We start from the raw sequence: 17,136 nt of genomic DNA on the forward strand, positions 1-17,136 counted from the left end.
TTTTAATAAAGTCTGCATTAAAATCCTTTATTAATAACCACTTAACTAATTTTATGAATAAAATTTTCTATAAAATAATCATTTTTATAAATAGCAAAGCGCCATAGTCCCACACATGACGAGACTATAGTGCGTTTTACATTCTTATATTTACGTTTTAGCTGTCACGCAGCTGTGCTGAGTGCTGCTCGGTGAGCGCTCGCACGACCTTATCTGTCGCTGTCTTTACCGCTTCATCAGATAAGGTCTGCGCTTGGTCTTGCCATATTAAAGCAAAAGCTAGAGAACGCTGACCAGTCGGAACTTTGTCGCCTTGATAAACATCAAATAGCCATAAATCTGTTAATAGTGTACCTGCCGCCGTACGAATCGTTGCCGCTAATGTTTGTAAGCTGACGTCGCTGTTGACCAAGATAGCAATGTCGCGGCGTACTTGCGGGAATTTACTTGGGGTAGTAATCGCATGCTGCTCGCGTGCAAGCGTCAGTAGCGGTGCCAATGACAGTTGGGCAACCCAAGTAGCTGGCAAATCTAACTGTTTAGCGGTGTTTGGATGCAGTTGACCCAACCAACCAACATAGGCGTCATCGATATAAAGCTTAGCACTTTGACCTGGATGCAAGAAGGCAAGTTCGCTACGTTCATAGCGAATACGTGCGCGTTCGATTTGCGCAGGTAATAATTGCTCAATATCATGCTTGAGGTCATAAAAGTCTAGTGCACGGTTTTGATACGCTTGCTCATCCCAAACATCACCGACTGCTACCAGTGCAATACTTGGTGTTTGTACCAACTCATTGATACTTTGACCAACGAAACTTAGCCCAGTTTCAAAAAAACGAACCCGTGACTGCTGACGGTTTAAATTATATTGCACACAAGGCAGTAAGCTTGACAGCAAAGTGCGGCGCATAACGGCCAAGTCACTAGAAATAGGATTGGCTAATGCCAACACTTCGCCAAGCGCTTTATCATCCAGCAAGGCTTCTATTTTTGCGTCACTAAAGCTAAAGCTAATCGCTTCCATATAGCCATTATTGACCAGTGCTAGCTTCATTTCATGCGTTAAATCTGCCGTATCGTCATAATCCATGCTCACTTGCAGGTGTGGCAAAACGCTTGGAATATTGTCGTAGCCATAAATACGGGCAATCTCTTCGATGAGGTCTTCTTTAATACTCATATCAAAGCGATATGATGGCGGCGTGCAAATCAGGCTATCTGCGAGCTGCTCTACCCCAAATCCTAACTGAGTTAGGATGCGCACCATCACTGTCGGCTCAATCTCAATTCCGATAACGTCATGAACCTTGGCGATTGGTAAGGTAATTGGCGTGCGGGCTGGCAAGTACTGTCTATTTTCTACTTTAACAATTTGCCCTGCTCGAGAATTCGTGACGCTGGTAATCAAATCAACAACCCGCGCTAATGCCAATTCTGGTAATTCAAAATCGACGCCGCGCTCAAAGCGTTGTGAGGCATCGGTATGTAAACCAAATCGGCGGGCGCGCGCAGCGATAGCTAAGGGATTAAAGAAAGCACTCTCTAACACGATATTGGTTGTGCTATCGGTGACACTACTACGTTGCCCGCCCATAATACCCGCTAGCGCAAGAGCACCTTTCTCATCAGCAATGACCAATTCATCACCGGTTAAGGTAATGGTTTGCTCATTGAGCAAAGTAATGGTTTCCTTAGGCTGCGCCAAACGCACCATTATATCACCAACGATGGTATCGGCATCAAAGGCATGTAGCGGCTGACCGAGTTCCATCAACACATAATTGGTCACATCAACTAAGAAATTATGTGAACGCAGTCCGGATTGCACTAGCGCATCAGTTATCCATTTTGGCGTATCGATGCTACGATCAATATTGCTAATTGATTGCAGTAAATAACGCGGACAAGCCTCGACTGCGTCTACGGTTACGGCTGGCGTCGCAGTGTCAGCATCGTTAGCAGTAACGGCAACATTGGCAGGAATCTTAGGCTGCTGCATCGGCAAATCATTAATGACTGATATCTCACGGGCAATACCGCGTACGCTAAAGCAATCGCCACGGTTTGGCGTGATAGAGATATCTAATATTTGATTATCTAAACCTAAATACTCACGGATATCCACGCCAATCGGTGCGTCTGCTGGTAGCTCAAGTAAACCATCGATGCTATCGGTTAAATCAATCTCAGACGCACCGCAAAGCATGCCGTTTGAGTCGATACCGCGTAGATTACCGTTCTTAATTTTAAAGCCTGCTTTATCATCAGAAGGCAATACCGCACCAACAGTCGCAACGGGTGCTTTCATACCAACCGTGACATTGGGCGCACCGCAGACTATTTGTAAAGTTTCGGCTGCACCAATATTGACCTGTGTAACGCGTAGCTTATCCGCGTCTGGATGCTGCTCGACACTGATAACTTCACCAACAACCACACCACTGAAGGCACGGGCGACCGCAAAGCGATCATCAATTTCTAGCCCTGCCATGGTCAACTGTTCAGCCAATTGCTCACTGCTATTATTAGGGTTTACCCATTGACGTAGCCACTGTTCGCTAATTTTCATAAATATCTCGGATCAGAATTTTATAATAAAGATTTTGAAGTAAAGGTTCGACGATTAATAATGAAAATCTAGCCAAACTGCTTTAAAAAACGTACGTCATTTTGGAAAAATAAGCGCAAATCATCGATACCATAATACAGCATCGCGAAGCGCTCAATCCCCATCCCAAAAGCGAAGCCCGTGTATTTTTCCGCATCGATACCGCAATTGGTCAGCACTTGTGGATGCACCATACCGCAGCCCATCACTTCAAGCCATTTGCCATTGTCATCAAGGATATCAACTTCAGCTGATGGCTCGGTAAATGGGAAGAATGACGGACGGAAACGCACGGTCAGCTCTTTGGCAAAGAACGCTTCTAAGAACTCGCTAATCAAACCTTTTAGCTCGGCAAAGGTGCTCGATTCTGTCACCATCAAGCCTTCTAGCTGATGGAACATCGGCGAATGCGTTTGGTCAGAGTCATTACGATACACGCGACCTGGACAAATAATGCGAATCGGCGGCTCGTTCTTTTCCATCGTACGAATCTGTACTGGACTGGTATGCGTCCGTAATAGATAGTGCGCATCAAAGTAGAAAGTATCGTGCATCGCCCGTGCTGGATGATGCGAGGGAATATTAAGCGCTTCAAAATTATAGTAATCGCTCTCAACTTCAGGCCCAGTAGCGACATTGAAACCCGCTTGGATAAAATACTGCTGCATACGCTGGGTAATCATCGTTACTGGATGCAAATGACCTTTTTGGCTACCACGCGCAGGCAAGGTGACATCGATACTTTCGCTGGCAAGCTTGGCGTTTAAGGCCGCTTCTTCTAGCTGCTGCTGACGAGTGGTTAAGGCATATTGAATACGGTTACGAACTTGATGTAACCAGCCGCCGTAGGTCTTTTTGTCATCGCTGCTGAGCTTACCCATTTGCTTTGACCAGCCGATTAATGGGCTTTTTTTACCAGTCAATTGCACACGTAAATCTTGTAATAAACGAACATCATTGACTTGTAAGATTAACGCTTCAGCGGCACTGGAAAACTCAATCAATTGAGCTTCATTTAGCTCATTGAGCTCTGAGGACAATGTCGGTAGCGCCGACAAATCGGTGGTGGCAGCAGGGCTAGTCATAAGACGCATTCTTCCTGATTTAAACGGACTATTAATGATAGTAATTGGTAATTGGTAATTGGTAATTGGTAATTGGTAATTGTAGGGAATTGACCAAATATTGCAAACCATTTCAGTAGAAATGGTTAATTGTAGAAATGGCTTGAATATTTAGACAATGACTTTAAATGATGATTTCAGAAAGTAAAAAGTACAATTTCGGAAAAAGCATGCTGCAACTTAACTCTCACACAACGGACAATAAAATCAACTACTGTAAAAAAATATTTACTATAAAAAAAGCCACCGACCAGCGGTAGCTTTTATTAATATCGACCTATTAATTAATATTATCCCTATCCATATAGACAATCGCTTAGAAAAAATCACTTATAAATAAGCACTTAGCAAGCAGCATATCTAATGATGGGTTAATATTTATGCTAGTTCCGCTTTTGCTTTTTCAACCAAGGCGGTGAAAGTCGCTGCATCATGCATAGCGATGTCAGCAAGTACGCGACGATCGATTGCGATGTTTGCTTTTTTCAAGCCGTTGATAAGGCGGCTATAGCTTAAGCCGTTTAAGCGTGCACCAGCATTGATACGTGCAATCCAAAGACGACGGAAAGTACGTTTTTTGTTGCGACGGTCACGATAAGCATATTGACCAGCTTTGGTCACTGCTTGTACCGCTACGCGGTAAACACGTGAACGGGCACCGTAGTAGCCTTTTGCACGTTTTAGGATTTTTTTGTGACGGCGATTTGCCTGAACACCACGTTTTACACGGGCCATAAATTACTCCAAGATTTTTAAATTAAGCGAATCACGATGTTATTAAATAATAGTCATCGTTATCAAATTGCAAAGTCAAATATTTTTAATTCAGTCGCTATTAATTTAATAGCTTCTAATTAATTATAAATGACGATAGGTTATTAGATGTATGGGCACATACGACGAACTGCTGCTTCGTCAGACTTGTCCACCATCTTTAGACCGCGCAACTGGCGAATACGCTTAGCTGATTTCTTGGTCAAGATATGGCTTTTGAATGCTTGCTTACGCTTAAAGCCGTTCGCTGTTTTTTTGAAGCGTTTAGCGGCGCCGCTTCTGGTTTTCATCTTAACTTTCATGATGATTTGCCTCTTTGTCTTTGATAGAACCTGGTCGCCAAATAGTCAATAATGAATAGTCGCTTTAAAAACAAGCACTAAACGGCTATTTGCCTCGAGGTGGGAGGCGCTATTTTAGCAGATAGTGCGCTGTTTTGCCAAGGAAAGTTTTAATTCCTGCTTTGGCATAGTCCGTTGGTGACTATTATCCGTTAGTGGTTATTAAATAAAAAGCGAGCAAGATCGTGCTACTGCTATAATTGTGGTTTAATGACTGCTTTAATATATTGAATGTCAGTCGAAGCTGTGTTTAAGTAGGGATTGAGCGCTAGTGCTACCTTTATTATTTTCTTTATCACTTTTTAATTCCTTTTTATAAGACGACAGATAGATTATGACTTTACCTGCCTGGCTTGCTGCCGTAAATTTTAATGCCGATGGTTTGATTCCTGCGATTGCCCAAGATGATGTGTCGGGACGTATTTTAATGATGGCTTGGATGAACGCCGAATCACTACAATTGACCGCGCAAACACAAACGGCGGTGTATTTTTCGCGCTCGCGTGGCAAGTTATGGCATAAAGGCGAATCGTCTGGACATACCCAGCGCGTGCATGATATTCGTCTGGACTGCGACGCCGACGTGATTGTCCTTAGCGTCACTCAAGCCGGTGGTATCGCTTGTCATACTGGCCGTGAGTCCTGTTTTTATCAACGTTTGGATTTGTCGGGGCAAACGCCTGAATGGCAAACCGTTGATAAAGTATTAAAAGACCCTGCGGAGATTTATACTTCTCACAAAACAGGGAATGCCTCGCCTCAGGTACACGCAGCCACATCGCAAGACATAATCAATGCTACTGCTCATACAAATGACAACGGCTCTACCAATCACTCTATTTTGCAACAGCTTGACCATGTATTAGCAGAGCGCAAGCAAGCGGATGCTGACAGCTCATATGTGGCCAGCTTATACGCCAAAGGTCTTAATAAAATACTAGAAAAAGTTGGAGAAGAAAGCACTGAAAGCATCATTGCTGCTAAAGACTTTGCCAATTGTGATAAAAACATCGACGAAGCCCAGTATAATGCCGCGCGTCATGAGCTTATTTATGAAGTCGCTGATGTTTGGTTCCATACTTTGGTTGGGCTGGCTTGGTTTGATATAGAGTCAGAAGCGGTATTAAGTGAGTTGGGCCGACGCTTTGGACTGTCGGGAATTGATGAAAAAGCAGCGCGCTAGTCTTTTTAGAGTGGCGCTGTTTGATTATTGTTGCTTTCGCCTTTTTACCCTGATGGCAGGTTATAATATAGCTCTGTTTTATTTCGCAGAAGATGTCGATACTTTTTGTTTAGGATAGCAACTTCCTATACACTCAAAGTATTTATATAAAGACTAAAAACCAAGACAGAAGGATAGCATCATGGGCAGTTTTTCCATTACGCATTGGCTGATTTTATTGGTGGTGGTGGTGGTCGTATTTGGCACCTCCAAGCTAAGAAATGCCGGTAAAGATTTGGGCGGCGCGGTCAAAGGTTTTAAAGACGCCGTTAAAGATGAAAATACCGAACATGCCAAAAAGCAAGTTGTGCTTGATCATGATGGCAACGCGCACACTGAAGAGCGAACAACCACCAAGGTTGATGACAAGCATAATGTATAGCATTTAATAGTGGCATTGGGACATTATGTTTGATATTGGGTTTTCAGAATTACTGCTGTTTGGCGTCATCGCCTTAATCGTTTTGGGGCCAGAAAAGCTGCCCCAAGCGGCACGTACGGCTGGGCAATGGTATGCCAAGATCCGTCGAACCGTCACTACTTTGCAATCTGAAATTGAAGCTGAGCTAGATTTAGCTGAAACCCGCCAACAAATGCAAAAAGAGCTGGCTAAAATTCGTGAGACTGAAGCAGAAATGCGCCGTGAAATGGCAGAGATGCGTGGAAGTTTGCAAGAGTTTGAATCCTCGCAAAATCAGCATCTTAAAGCCGCGCATCAAGTTAATATTACTAAAGTGGATAGTGATAGCAATAAAATTGACCATGAAAAAGACGATCATTCATTAGCAACGCCAAAAGAATTTGACTACGCTTATGACAGCTATGACTCCGATAAAAAATTAACAGCGCCTGAACCATCAGAATCACAGAACTCAAATAATGACGCTAGTCTAAAAACTGATTTTAACGACAATACCAATCAAATGATTCAAACCGCCATCACCAAACCATGGGAAAACATGTGGTTTCGTTTGGGCGCTTATGACAAAGCGCGACGTTTACCGCAACCGCCTTACTTTCCCAATTATAAAGCCGACATTTTATTAAATACCCAAATGGATACCTCGTTAAACCAACAGGCTTCTGCCAAGCAGCAGGAAAATGATTAATGGGATTATTTAAACGTCAAAAAAGTCGCCAAGAAAAAGCAGACAACGCTGGCATTGAAACAGCAGCAAATTCAGAAAATAGTGAAGATTCTGGCGACATTTTGAGCGCCGCAGCTGATATGCCCATTACTGAGCATTTGATTGAACTGCGCCGACATCTGATTAAGATTTGCATCGCGGTACTGGTGATATTTTTAGCATTGGTCGGCTTTTCGCGCGAGTTGTATGATTTTTTATCTAATCCATTGGTGGCTCAGCTACCTGCCAACTCAACCATGATTGCCACCGACATCACATCTAATTTTATGGCACCGATACGCTTGACAATATTCGTCGCTGCTTTCGTAGCGATGCCCTATATCTTGTATCAAATTTGGTCTTTTGTGGCACCCGGATTATATAAAAAAGAGAAAAAAATTGCGATCCCAGTGCTGATGTCTTCTATATTTTTATTTTATGCGGGTGTGGCGTTTGCCTATTTTATTGTCCTTAAAGGCGTTCTAAAATTCTTTATTATGTTTGCGCCGCAAAACGTTTTACCGATGACCGATATCGACAGTTATTTGAGTTTTGCGCTTAAACTGTTTATGGTATTTGGACTGACTTTTGAGATTCCAGTCATCACGTTGCTATTGATATTGGTCGGCATCGTCTCCATTCAGAGCCTAGAAGATAAACGTCGTTATATTATCGTCGGCTGTTTTGGTGTTGCTGCTGTCGTTACACCGCCCGACGGGGTATCGATGTTAATGCTCGCCATCCCGATGTGGTTATTGTTTGAACTCGGCTTATTTTTAGCAAAAATTTTAATTAAAGAAGAGCGCAGGCTTGACTTGGTAAGTGACACAGCGTTGAAGAAAGAATAACGCTACTTATCAGGCACTTATTCAAAAAGCAGTTAACGTACTAATCTGCTAATATAGTCTTTTTAGTACCACCCTCTTGCTCAATTCGTCTTTTTATTTATTGTCGTTTACGCTCTCCATATTGTTTCATCAGCATTAATATGACCAATCAGCCGTTGTTTATGCAGTGGCTTTTTTTACCCCCATTCATTTTTCTCATTCCCGTTTTTAGGTAGCTTTGTTATGTCCGCATCTATGCCAGCTTATATGAGCGATCCCACTGATGAGCAGCTGAACGCGCTAAATATGGCAATGGATCATAAGTCATTTAAAGTGGTCGCCTACGCGGGCGCAGGGAAAACGACAACTCTTAAATTAATCGGCGAACGTCTGCGTGGTCGCGGTTTATATTTGGCGTTCAACAAAGCCATCGCTAATGATGCGCGGCAGAAGTTCCCAGGTCATGTCGATTGTCGCACCTTTCACTCCCTTGCCTATCGTCATGTTCCGCGTGATATCACCGCCAAACTATCACTACCGAGATTTTCACCCAAACGTTTGGGCGATGATTTGGGCTTACAACCGGTCCAAGTTCGCCGGCAAATGGATGGGGTGAATAAGTATATTACTCTGACGCCAGCCAGATTAGCGCGATTCGTTAGTGATGCCGTGAGTAATTTTTGTAGTACTCATGCCAGCTATCCAGCACCGAGGCATATTGAATTTCCAAGTTGGCTTGATGAGTCAGATAGCGAGCAACTGCGTGAGATGCTCTATCCTGCCGTCGAGCAGCGCTGGCTTCAGTCAATTGATGCGCGGCATCCTGCGGGTATTGGTCATGATATTTATCTAAAACTTTGGGCGTTATCAAAACCCAGTATTCCAGCAGATTTTATTTTATTTGACGAAGCGCAAGATGCCGACCCGCTAATGATGGGGATTTTGACCCAGCAGCCACGGCAAGTGATTTATGTCGGTGACGCCCATCAGCAGATTTATGAATGGCGGGGCGCAGTTAATGCGATGAAAAAATTGCCCTTGCCACAAACTTTATTGACCCAATCGTTCCGTTTTGGCGAGCCAATTGCTGAGATTGCCAATACATTGCTCAAAGCCTTGCAAGAAGACGTGCCATTAAAAGGTAATCCTAATAAGCAATCTTCTACCGACAAAGGGTTGGTTCACAGTAAAAAAGATGCCATCCTTTGCCGGACCAATGCAGCGGCAATGGCGCAATTATTGACAGGACTTAAGCTAGGTCACCGTGTGGCGCTGCAAGCAGATACCGACCGTATGCTAAAATTCTGTCAGGCTGCTGAAAACTTAAAAAATGGTAAATCGGCGTATGGCGTTCCTGAACTTGCGTATTTTTATAATTGGGGCGATGTTCAAGAATACTCGGAAACCAATGAAGGTAGTGACCTCAAAACATTGGTAAAATTGGTCGACGATCATGGGACTAACGTGCTCAGCCAAGCAGTTAACAGCTTAAGCAGTATCGAGAACGCTGATTATGTCATCTCAACGGCGCATAAAGCCAAAGGGCTCGAGTGGGGGAAAGTACAGCTTGACGATGATTTTTATTATGACGTGACCACCAATGCGGTAAAAATTAGCCCAGAAGAATTGCGATTGCTTTATGTCGCTTGCACGCGTGCGCAAAGCAATTTAGACATTCATAATATTAAAGATTTGGTGTCAGGATTGCAGACGGGGAAAAAAGTCATTTTTGGTAATTCCTAGCCTTCTCGTCTATATCGATTGAGACCTCTCGACTATACTTTTTTATGTAACGAATAACCAACCATGAATAATAACCAGCAGTCTAATACCTCGACTCTATCTCAAGCATTGCTAGAGCGCCAAAACACCATACAACAGTTATTCGCCAATCCCGTCCGCCTACTTGCGCCCATGGAAGGCTTAACTGACCCATTAATGCGGAAAATCTTAACGCAAATTGCCGCCGATTTAGGTCGGCCTTATGATTGGTCGGTCAGTGAATTTATTCGCGTCACCCAAACTATCTTGCCAGCGCATGTATTTTATAAATACGTGCCCGAATTGCATCATGATGCCAAAACTGCCTCCGGAACATCGATTCATATTCAACTGCTCGGTAGTGATGCGCAATTGATGGCAGAAAACGCGGTGTATGCTTGCGAGCTCGGCGCGCCTGCCATTGATATTAACTTTGGCTGTCCTGCCAAGACGGTAAACAGTCATCGCGGTGGTTCGGTGTTGCTTGATGAACCTGAAATAATGTACGAGATTATTAGCGCCGTTCGCCAAGCGACTCCTACTCATATTCCCGTATCAGCAAAAATCCGTTTAGGCTATACCGATACCAGTCGCATGGATGATATTCGCGAAGCGATTAGCGCTAGCGGCGCAGATTGGCTCACCATTCATGCGCGAACCAAAACCCAAGGTTATAAACCGCCCGCTTATTGGGATAAAATCCAAAATTTTAATACACTTGATATTCCAGTGATTGCCAATGGCGAGATTTGGAATAGTGAGCAGGCACAAAACTGTATGGCGCAGTCAGGAACAACGCATCTTATGCTTGGTCGCGGCGCGGTCACTCGCCCTGATTTGATTGCCGAGATTGATGCCGATAATAACGACATAAAAACGCTGACAGCCTTAGCATGGCAAGACTTGATTGCGCATCAGATTAAATTCTTAGAGGGTACGGCGAAAAACGATGTGGTGTTGGTCGGGCGTTATAAGCAGTGGCTTGGTATGCTGACCAAGGGTTACTCTGAGGCGCAAACCTTGTGGGAACGTATCAAACGAGAAAAAAATAAAGCCGTGATTATTAACGCGCTGCAAAACAGCGTACGCTAATAATCACGGCTTTGTCATAAAATCATGAGTTCTATAAATGGACAAGCTAAAAACTGAGTCGAATCGCTAAATAAAATAACATCAAACAGCAGACGATTGATAGCACCCATAGTATTGAGCGAAACGTGGCTAAATTGGTAATATAGGCCGCACAATAGCCGATACGAATTAATACATATAACCAAGCGATGGTATTAATAATCAACTGCGGCACAAAGAATAACATCGCCACCAGTACCGCAGCTAAAAATACTGGTAAGGTTTCATAGCTATTTTGCTGAGCAGCATTTGCGCGGGCCGCTGCACCAGTCGTTCCTTGTAAAAAATCACGCGGATGGGCATTGTCAGCCAAATTAAAACCGCCGAGCATTTTTGCTGTTAGTGCCATCGCTAGCGGTAACAAACTCGCCACCACCATCGCCCAAATACCAGCGGCAGCGCTATCGGAAATCAAACCGAAAAATACATTCATAAGTTGTTCGCCTCTACCCTGCGATTATTTCAAAGTCATGCGTCACATTGACACCTCCCTGAACCAGCATCCGGCTGGCTGAGCAGTATTTTTCTGCTGATAGTTTGATGGCTTTTTCTACTTGGCTTTCTTTCACATTTTCACCCGTTACCACAAAATGCATATGAATGTCGGTATAAACCGCTGGCACGGTTTCGGCACGCTGAGCGGTCAGCTCACAGCGAACGTCTGACACTTCTTGGCGCGACTTTTGTAAAATTGCTACCACATCATAGCTAGCACAGCCACCAAGCCCTAATAGAATAAGCTCCATTGGGCTCGCGCCTTTTTCTTTATCGGCATCAATTTGAACGTTATGTCCTGATGGTGACACACCCATAAAAGCTTTATCTTGTTGCCAGGCAACGCTTGCTTTTGATTCTGACATATTGAATATTCCTTGATTTTAATTAGTACGATTTTAAATTTAAATTCATATGATTTTCATATACACGACGCTTAATTCTCACGTTGATTAATCAGCGTCATGTTTAGTTCGAGGGGTGTCTTTTTTTATTTTTTAAAAACATTTTATTTTGGAAAAGTAACAACCTTTGCTAGTGTAGCATAAGCCAAAAAGAGATTTATAAACCTAGCTCTTTTTAACTTTTAGAAACTATACCCTTTTTGTCTTTTGAAAAAAGCTATTTAATTGCTCATTTAATTCTTAAGTATTGATACATTCGTCATTATTTAAACTTCCAAACCCTGAACAATCACCCAAAAAATTCTACAAAAGTAGACTCATAACTAACTGATTTTAAAGTATTAATCTTGTGAAACATTTTATAGCAAAATACTGTTACACATTTTGATTGTTTCTTGGTTTAATACCGGTAATGAATCTTATTTTGTCATGGTATTGATGGTAGTCACCCTATAATAACTATGATTACTGTCGTTGTATCTTGTCGAAATAAGCTATTTTTAAACAATTTAAAAGGGTTTAGTCATGATAGATGCAGACGGCTTTCGCGCCAATGTCGGCATCATCTTGGCAAATACACAAGGGCAAGTTCTGTGGGCAAAACGTATTGGTCACAACGCTTGGCAGTTTCCTCAAGGCGGTATCGACCGCGGGGAGACGCCGATGGATGCGATGTATCGCGAGCTCTGGGAAGAGGTCGGTTTATATCCACGTCACGTCGATCTGTTGGCCGTTACGCAAGATTGGTTGCGATATCGCTTGCCAAAACGCTACGTCCGCCATGGGCAGTACCCTTTGTGTATTGGGCAAAAACAAAAATGGTTTTTGCTGCGCTTAGATGAGTCGAATACCCAACATATCCGCTTCGATGAGGGGAAACCAGAGTTCGATAACTGGCAATGGGTCAGCTACTGGTATCCACTTGGACAAGTGATTCACTTTAAACGTGGGGTATACCGTCGCGCCTTGCAAGAATTGGTGCGCGAACTACCCCTTAAACAAGAACTGATTATTCCAGAACAAAACAATCATTTGTTGGTGGAATAACCTTAGCTGCCCTGACAGTCAGAGCAAAAATAAATACCCATATTGATAGCAAGTATTAATATGGGTATTTTTTATGCTAATTTTTATGAATATTGACATTCACGACTGATAATTTGCGCTTGGATTTTTTTATCTGCTACGCTCCTTTGACGTAAGGTGAGAATGCTTTGGGTTCGCGTACCATAGCTTGGTATTGCGGCATTACTGACGCCTATCAGCTCAGCGGGCTTTATATAAATCGACGATAGCGCTTGTTCAATGTCAATATCGACACCTGTATCCGGTAGCTTTTCTAGTGGTGCAGGCGTGGTATCTGACATAACGGCAAAAGCCGCTTCTTGCCAGTACTCAGGCGCGATATTCTCAGAAATCAAAGGCAACACTTCTTGACGAATGCGACCGCGCAGACGTTCCGTTTTAAACCAAGCTTCTTCTGGTTGCCCATTAGAGAGCACGTACAATCCAGCATATAATGGCGTCGGTGCATGACCACGATTATTGACAATTACCGCTTGCGCCGTATCTCCAATAATAAGGTTAAAGCCCGCATACTCTTGCAGGCTGATTTGCCGCGCAAACTCCAATGGGCTTGAAGTACTAGCCAAAAAATCCGTGACCAATTCACCGCGTGAACGCTCGTCATTATTTGCCTGAACGCCATCACGAAAGTTTAATACCGCCGCCCAGCGTCCATTTCGCTCATAAAAATCACCATGTTGCTGCTGATGAATGCCAAGCCATGTTCCGCCACTTTGTTTATCCCGCCCTGCATAAATAGGCTTATCCACCCATTGATGCAGCGGCTCTGTTGGACGTTGTAAAAACTCATCACGATTGGACAATAAAACCAACGGCAACTCATCAAATAACTGCCAAGCAATGGCGACGATACACATAGTTTTCCTTGATATTAATATGAAATTATTAGCGCTTAGTTAGTATTCAGTTTTTTATCAGCAGGATAGCTGATTTGATACGTTGATTGCAGCACCTGCGCTTGCTTACTTGGCAAATCAAACTCCCAAGCAACTATACCTTTATCATTATTCCAGTCTTTTATGCTAATGGCGGGTGTATGCGTTGCAGTTACCTTAATATTATCGTCGCGGCTTACCGGTTCAGCGCTCAATACTTGCAAGCGTACGCTACGATTATGCTGATTGGTAAACTGATAAGCCTGAGTGATGGTTTTGGTTTGTTGACGATTAAAGACGCCTTTATCGCCTTGTTTGTTTTCATCGGTTAGCTGTTTTACGAGCAAACTTGGATCCACCCCAAAGCCAATGCCCTGCTCTTTTAGGTTTTGATAGCTATAGCGTGACTGACCAACATAATTATCATCACGGTATAACTGCAACGAGCCATCTGCCCAAGCAGGCGTCAAAAATGGCGCTGAGGCATACCAATAAGCGGCAGCTTCGACACTTGGAGTGCTTCGTAACCACAGCTTACTGATGCCAGACTGCTCATCAATAACTGTTTGAATTCGCCTGCCATCGCTAGGAATAGTCACGCGCTGTGGCAGTCGATACTCGGTGACACCATTTTTATTTTGGCTGCTCACTATAAAACTCGGTAGCGGCGGCATATGTTCAGCGCCACCATAATTGTCATTTGCTGATACCATGACGACAGGAGTCGCTTCCATCTCCATCATCGGCTGTGCGTAGCGCGCCAATTTAGCTTGCTGGGCTTCATATAATGATAGGTGCTCGACTCGTGGTAGCTGACTGGTGGTGGTTTGGTTGGGATTAACCGTGCTTAAAACGACGGGAACATTGTTCCAATTCTCACCCGTTTGTTGGGCGATGATGGCCGAGGCAGTAATATTCAGCTGCTGACTATCGGTATTTAACCGCGCTTGATAAGTTGGCTCCCAACTGGCTCCGCGCACTTGATAATGCAGTTTCACCGTACTTGGCGTGCGGCTGGCGGTGCGCACACTCACTTGGGTGACATTATTTTGTACTGAGGAAGTACTGCCAGCGACGAGCTGATTTAAGTCGTCTTTGGCACGCGCTTCTCGTTTTTGCAGCTCAATTATTTTTTTATTAATACTAGCGGCTTGCGTCTCTAAATCGTGGGCGTTATTGGCTAGTGTGCCAGTCGTATTGATTTGCGTTACTTTGGTTAGGTTTTGCAAATAGGCTTTGGTCAAACGTGCCGCTTCCAATTCGGCACTGATGTTTGCCAAATTACTTTGCTGATTCTGCACATTCGCAGCCCCTTGATACTGACATTGCGCTGCTTGCTCGCCGCTCAAGGTCTGAATACTCACTTCGCCAACATTGACATTGCCGAGTGCCTGAACACTGATGCTATCGGTCTCAATACTCGGCGATAAGCAAGAAAAAATTAGCGTTTGCTCGCCACTGCCATTGATTGGCAAAGTACGCGTGACACTCGCCAAACCTTGATAAATCGTAATTTGCTCAATGCTGCTGTTTGCTGCTTGTGCATTGATAGGAATCCATAGCGTTAAACCTGAAGCCACGATGCCTAGTAAGGGTAATGGTGATAAAGATAGCTGCATAAGGATTCCTTAGAAGTGAATGCACTTTTTTTCATCTTATCGGTTTTTTAAATGCTTTGCTATTCATTCAATCCTTAATTCAATTTTGCATCAAATTATCATATGTTCGCAAGGGAGGAAGTTTGCTATTATAGAGAGCATTTTATTAACCATAATTATGATACCTTTATGATGATTCATCCTCAGTTTGACCCCGTAGCGCTTTCCTTGGGGCCAGTAGAAGTACACTGGTATGGCCTGATGTATTTGCTGGCATTTGCTGCCGCTTATGGCCTGGCTTGGTATCGCAGCACCAAACGCGACGGTTGGACCACCGATATGGTGTCTGATTTGGTCTTTTTTGGTGCCCTTGGTGTCATTTTGGGTGGGCGTATCGGCTATGTTGTGTTCTATCAATTTGATGAATTGCTACAAAATCCTGCGTATTTATTTAAAGTCTGGGAAGGCGGCATGTCGTTCCATGGCGGCATGATTGGTGTTTTGCTAGGCATGTTGTATTTTGCCCGCAAATATAAAAAGGCGCCGTTTCAGGTGCTCGATTTTATTATTCCTTGTGTACCAACGGGGCTGCTATTCGGTCGTATCGGTAACTACATCAATGGCGAGCTTTGGGGCCGTGTTTCGGACGGCGGCTATAATTGGTTGACCTACTTCCCGCAAGCTGCCGCCTTTGATATGCAGCAATTACAGGCTAATCCTGAACTACAAGAATTGATGCTTGAGGTCAATGGTCAGTACCTGCTACCGCGTCATCCATCGCAGCTATACGAAGCGTTGGCTGAAGGTTTAGTGTTATTTATCTTTTTATGGTGGTATTCCTCAAAACCGCGGCCCCGTATGGCCGTCTCTGCTCTTTTCTTATTGGGCTACGGTCTCAGCCGCTTTATCATCGAATTCTTCCGTCAACCAGATGTTGACCAGGGATTTATTTTATTCGGCTGGATGACCAAAGGCCAAATACTAAGCGCACCAATGATTATCATTGGCCTAATCGTGCTGATTTATGCGTATAAACGCGGTATCTATGATTGGGGAAAGCAGGCAGCTTATAAAGCTTAATTATCAAATAAGATATTAAAAATACGTTTAAATATTGAATGATGTATTTGAATCAGGCAAAAGAGTACCTTTATGACCACTAATTACCATAACAGTAAAAATGAGCAAGCCTATTTAGACCTGCTAAAACATGTCATGACTAATGGCACTGAAAAAGGCGATCGTACTGGCACCGGGACGTTAAGCCATTTTGGTGCGCAGCTACGTTTTAATTTGGCCGACGGCTTTCCCTTACTAACCACCAAAAAGGTTCATTTTAAATCCATCGTTTATGAATTATTGTGGTTTTTAAGCGGTAGCACGCAGGTAGATTACCTACAAGAAAATAACGTGCGCATTTGGAATGAATGGGCAACGGCTGAGCAAACCGCTCGCTTTAATCGTCCTGCAGGCGACCTTGGCCCCATTTATGGTCATCAATGGCGCAATTATGGCGCGACTAAGCGTGAAGACGGTAGCTATGAAAGTAATGGCGTCGACCAAATCACGGACGTTATCGAGCAAATAAAAACCAATCCTAACTCGCGTCGCTTGATTGTCTCTGGCTGGAATCCAAGTGAGGCGGAACAAGTTGCCCTGCCGCCTTGTCATACATTGTTCCAGTTCTTTGTGGCGGACAATAAACTCTCCTGCCAGCTTTATCAGCGTTCAGCGGATTTATTCCTATTATACCCCCATAA

At 43.7% G+C, this 17,136-nt stretch carries 17 protein-coding genes; 9 read left to right on the forward strand and 8 right to left on the reverse strand.

The features are described from left to right. Positions 1 to 157 precede the first annotated feature (157 nt). From pheT to rpmI, 4 genes are all read right to left on the reverse strand, one after another. The gene (gene pheT / locus B4K26_RS03870) at positions 158 to 2,572 is read right to left on the reverse strand and encodes a phenylalanine--tRNA ligase subunit beta (RefSeq protein WP_296243668.1); all 2,415 of its coding nucleotides are present in this window, start codon (positions 2,570 to 2,572) and stop codon (positions 158 to 160) included. A gap of 68 nt (positions 2,573 to 2,640) precedes the next feature. Beyond that, positions 2,641 to 3,696, reverse strand: coding sequence for a phenylalanine--tRNA ligase subunit alpha (gene pheS, locus B4K26_RS03875; RefSeq protein WP_296243670.1), 1,056 nt, complete (start codon positions 3,694 to 3,696; stop codon positions 2,641 to 2,643). Positions 3,697 to 4,113: 417 nt separating this feature from the next. Continuing rightward, positions 4,114 to 4,470 carry a 50S ribosomal protein L20 gene (gene rplT / locus B4K26_RS03880; protein WP_058369591.1) on the reverse strand — a complete coding sequence of 119 codons (357 nt, stop codon included), beginning with the start codon at positions 4,468 to 4,470 and terminating at the stop codon, positions 4,114 to 4,116. A 143-nt stretch (positions 4,471 to 4,613) separates the two neighbouring features. After that, a complete protein-coding gene (gene rpmI / locus B4K26_RS03885; RefSeq protein WP_011281253.1) occupies positions 4,614 to 4,811 on the reverse strand; it encodes a 50S ribosomal protein L35 in 198 nt (65 codons plus the stop codon). Between the two features lie 373 nt (positions 4,812 to 5,184). Between rpmI and hisIE the strand changes: the two genes are divergently transcribed. The 6 genes from hisIE to B4K26_RS03915 all read left to right on the forward strand — a co-directional run bounded on the left by hisIE (position 5,185) and on the right by B4K26_RS03915 (position 10,879). Continuing rightward, positions 5,185 to 6,033 (forward strand): bifunctional phosphoribosyl-AMP cyclohydrolase/phosphoribosyl-ATP diphosphatase HisIE, encoded by an 849-nt coding sequence (gene hisIE / locus B4K26_RS03890; protein ID WP_296243673.1) that lies wholly within the window; start codon positions 5,185 to 5,187, stop codon positions 6,031 to 6,033. A gap of 181 nt (positions 6,034 to 6,214) precedes the next feature. Continuing rightward, positions 6,215 to 6,454, forward strand: a complete 240-nt coding sequence (tatA, locus tag B4K26_RS03895) for a Sec-independent protein translocase subunit TatA (RefSeq protein ID WP_296243674.1) — start codon at positions 6,215 to 6,217, stop codon at positions 6,452 to 6,454. Between the two features lie 25 nt (positions 6,455 to 6,479). Continuing rightward, positions 6,480 to 7,181, forward strand: coding sequence for a Sec-independent protein translocase protein TatB (gene tatB, locus B4K26_RS03900; RefSeq protein ID WP_296243675.1), 702 nt, complete (start codon positions 6,480 to 6,482; stop codon positions 7,179 to 7,181). Next, entirely contained in the window at positions 7,181 to 8,047 is an 867-nt protein-coding gene (tatC, locus tag B4K26_RS03905) for a twin-arginine translocase subunit TatC (RefSeq protein WP_296243676.1), read from the forward strand. Before tatB ends, tatC begins: the two co-directional genes overlap by 1 nt. Before the next feature lie 222 nt (positions 8,048 to 8,269). Next, positions 8,270 to 9,769, forward strand: a complete 1,500-nt coding sequence (locus tag B4K26_RS03910) for a UvrD-helicase domain-containing protein (protein WP_296243677.1) — start codon at positions 8,270 to 8,272, stop codon at positions 9,767 to 9,769. Positions 9,770 to 9,832: 63 nt separating this feature from the next. Continuing rightward, complete coding sequence (locus B4K26_RS03915; protein WP_409521389.1) at positions 9,833 to 10,879, forward strand: tRNA dihydrouridine synthase; 1,047 nt, start codon at positions 9,833 to 9,835, stop codon at positions 10,877 to 10,879. 46 nt (positions 10,880 to 10,925) lie between these two features. Here B4K26_RS03915 and B4K26_RS03920 read toward each other — a convergent pair whose 3' ends face one another. After that, positions 10,926 to 11,351, reverse strand: coding sequence for an MAPEG family protein (locus tag B4K26_RS03920; protein ID WP_296243679.1), 426 nt, complete (start codon positions 11,349 to 11,351; stop codon positions 10,926 to 10,928). Positions 11,352 to 11,364: 13 nt separating this feature from the next. Beyond that, positions 11,365 to 11,778, reverse strand: a complete 414-nt coding sequence (locus B4K26_RS03925; protein ID WP_296243680.1) for an OsmC family protein — start codon at positions 11,776 to 11,778, stop codon at positions 11,365 to 11,367. A 564-nt stretch (positions 11,779 to 12,342) separates the two neighbouring features. Here B4K26_RS03925 and B4K26_RS03930 point away from each other — a divergent pair. Next, positions 12,343 to 12,864: an RNA pyrophosphohydrolase gene (locus B4K26_RS03930; protein ID WP_296243682.1), complete on the forward strand. Its 522-nt coding sequence runs from the start codon at positions 12,343 to 12,345 to the stop codon at positions 12,862 to 12,864. Between the two features lie 83 nt (positions 12,865 to 12,947). Here the strand turns inward: B4K26_RS03930 and B4K26_RS03935 are convergent, their stop codons facing one another. Beyond that, a complete protein-coding gene (locus B4K26_RS03935) occupies positions 12,948 to 13,760 on the reverse strand; it encodes an NRDE family protein (RefSeq protein ID WP_296243684.1) in 813 nt (270 codons plus the stop codon). 35 nt (positions 13,761 to 13,795) lie between these two features. Beyond that, positions 13,796 to 15,397, reverse strand: coding sequence for a DUF4139 domain-containing protein (locus B4K26_RS03940; RefSeq protein ID WP_296243686.1), 1,602 nt, complete (start codon positions 15,395 to 15,397; stop codon positions 13,796 to 13,798). Positions 15,398 to 15,565: 168 nt separating this feature from the next. On the opposite strand from B4K26_RS03940, the gene lgt reads away from it, so the two are divergent. Together lgt and thyA are read left to right on the forward strand one after the other, a co-directional pair. Beyond that, entirely contained in the window at positions 15,566 to 16,456 is an 891-nt protein-coding gene (gene lgt / locus B4K26_RS03945; RefSeq protein WP_296243688.1) for a prolipoprotein diacylglyceryl transferase, read from the forward strand. 72 nt (positions 16,457 to 16,528) lie between these two features. After that, the coding region (thyA, locus tag B4K26_RS03950; RefSeq protein WP_296243689.1) for a thymidylate synthase at positions 16,529 to 17,136 on the forward strand (608 nt) is incomplete at its 3' end.

It is taken from the genome of Psychrobacter sp. UBA6766, from assembly GCF_002453355.1.
GTDB lineage: Bacteria > Pseudomonadota > Gammaproteobacteria > Pseudomonadales > Moraxellaceae > Psychrobacter.

Coding starts and splice junctions, on each gene's coding strand:
- B4K26_RS03925 (WP_296243680.1), bottom strand. CDS start 11,778: ATGTCAGAATCAAAAGCAAGCGTTGCCTGGCAACAAGATAAAGCTTTT.
- B4K26_RS03920 (WP_296243679.1), bottom strand. CDS start 11,351: ATGAATGTATTTTTCGGTTTGATTTCCGATAGCGCTGCCGCTGGTATT.
- rpmI (WP_011281253.1), bottom strand. CDS start 4,811: ATGAAAGTTAAGATGAAAACCAGAAGCGGCGCCGCTAAACGCTTCAAA.
- tatA (WP_296243674.1), top strand. CDS start 6,215: ATGGGCAGTTTTTCCATTACGCATTGGCTGATTTTATTGGTGGTGGTG.
- B4K26_RS03910 (WP_296243677.1), top strand. CDS start 8,270: ATGTCCGCATCTATGCCAGCTTATATGAGCGATCCCACTGATGAGCAG.
- pheT (WP_296243668.1), bottom strand. CDS start 2,572: ATGAAAATTAGCGAACAGTGGCTACGTCAATGGGTAAACCCTAATAAT.
- tatC (WP_296243676.1), top strand. CDS start 7,181: ATGGGATTATTTAAACGTCAAAAAAGTCGCCAAGAAAAAGCAGACAAC.
- B4K26_RS03915 (WP_409521389.1), top strand. CDS start 9,833: ATGAATAATAACCAGCAGTCTAATACCTCGACTCTATCTCAAGCATTG.
- rplT (WP_058369591.1), bottom strand. CDS start 4,470: ATGGCCCGTGTAAAACGTGGTGTTCAGGCAAATCGCCGTCACAAAAAA.
- B4K26_RS03930 (WP_296243682.1), top strand. CDS start 12,343: ATGATAGATGCAGACGGCTTTCGCGCCAATGTCGGCATCATCTTGGCA.
- hisIE (WP_296243673.1), top strand. CDS start 5,185: ATGACTTTACCTGCCTGGCTTGCTGCCGTAAATTTTAATGCCGATGGT.
- B4K26_RS03940 (WP_296243686.1), bottom strand. CDS start 15,397: ATGCAGCTATCTTTATCACCATTACCCTTACTAGGCATCGTGGCTTCA.
- pheS (WP_296243670.1), bottom strand. CDS start 3,696: ATGACTAGCCCTGCTGCCACCACCGATTTGTCGGCGCTACCGACATTG.
- B4K26_RS03935 (WP_296243684.1), bottom strand. CDS start 13,760: ATGTGTATCGTCGCCATTGCTTGGCAGTTATTTGATGAGTTGCCGTTG.
- lgt (WP_296243688.1), top strand. CDS start 15,566: ATGATGATTCATCCTCAGTTTGACCCCGTAGCGCTTTCCTTGGGGCCA.
- tatB (WP_296243675.1), top strand. CDS start 6,480: ATGTTTGATATTGGGTTTTCAGAATTACTGCTGTTTGGCGTCATCGCC.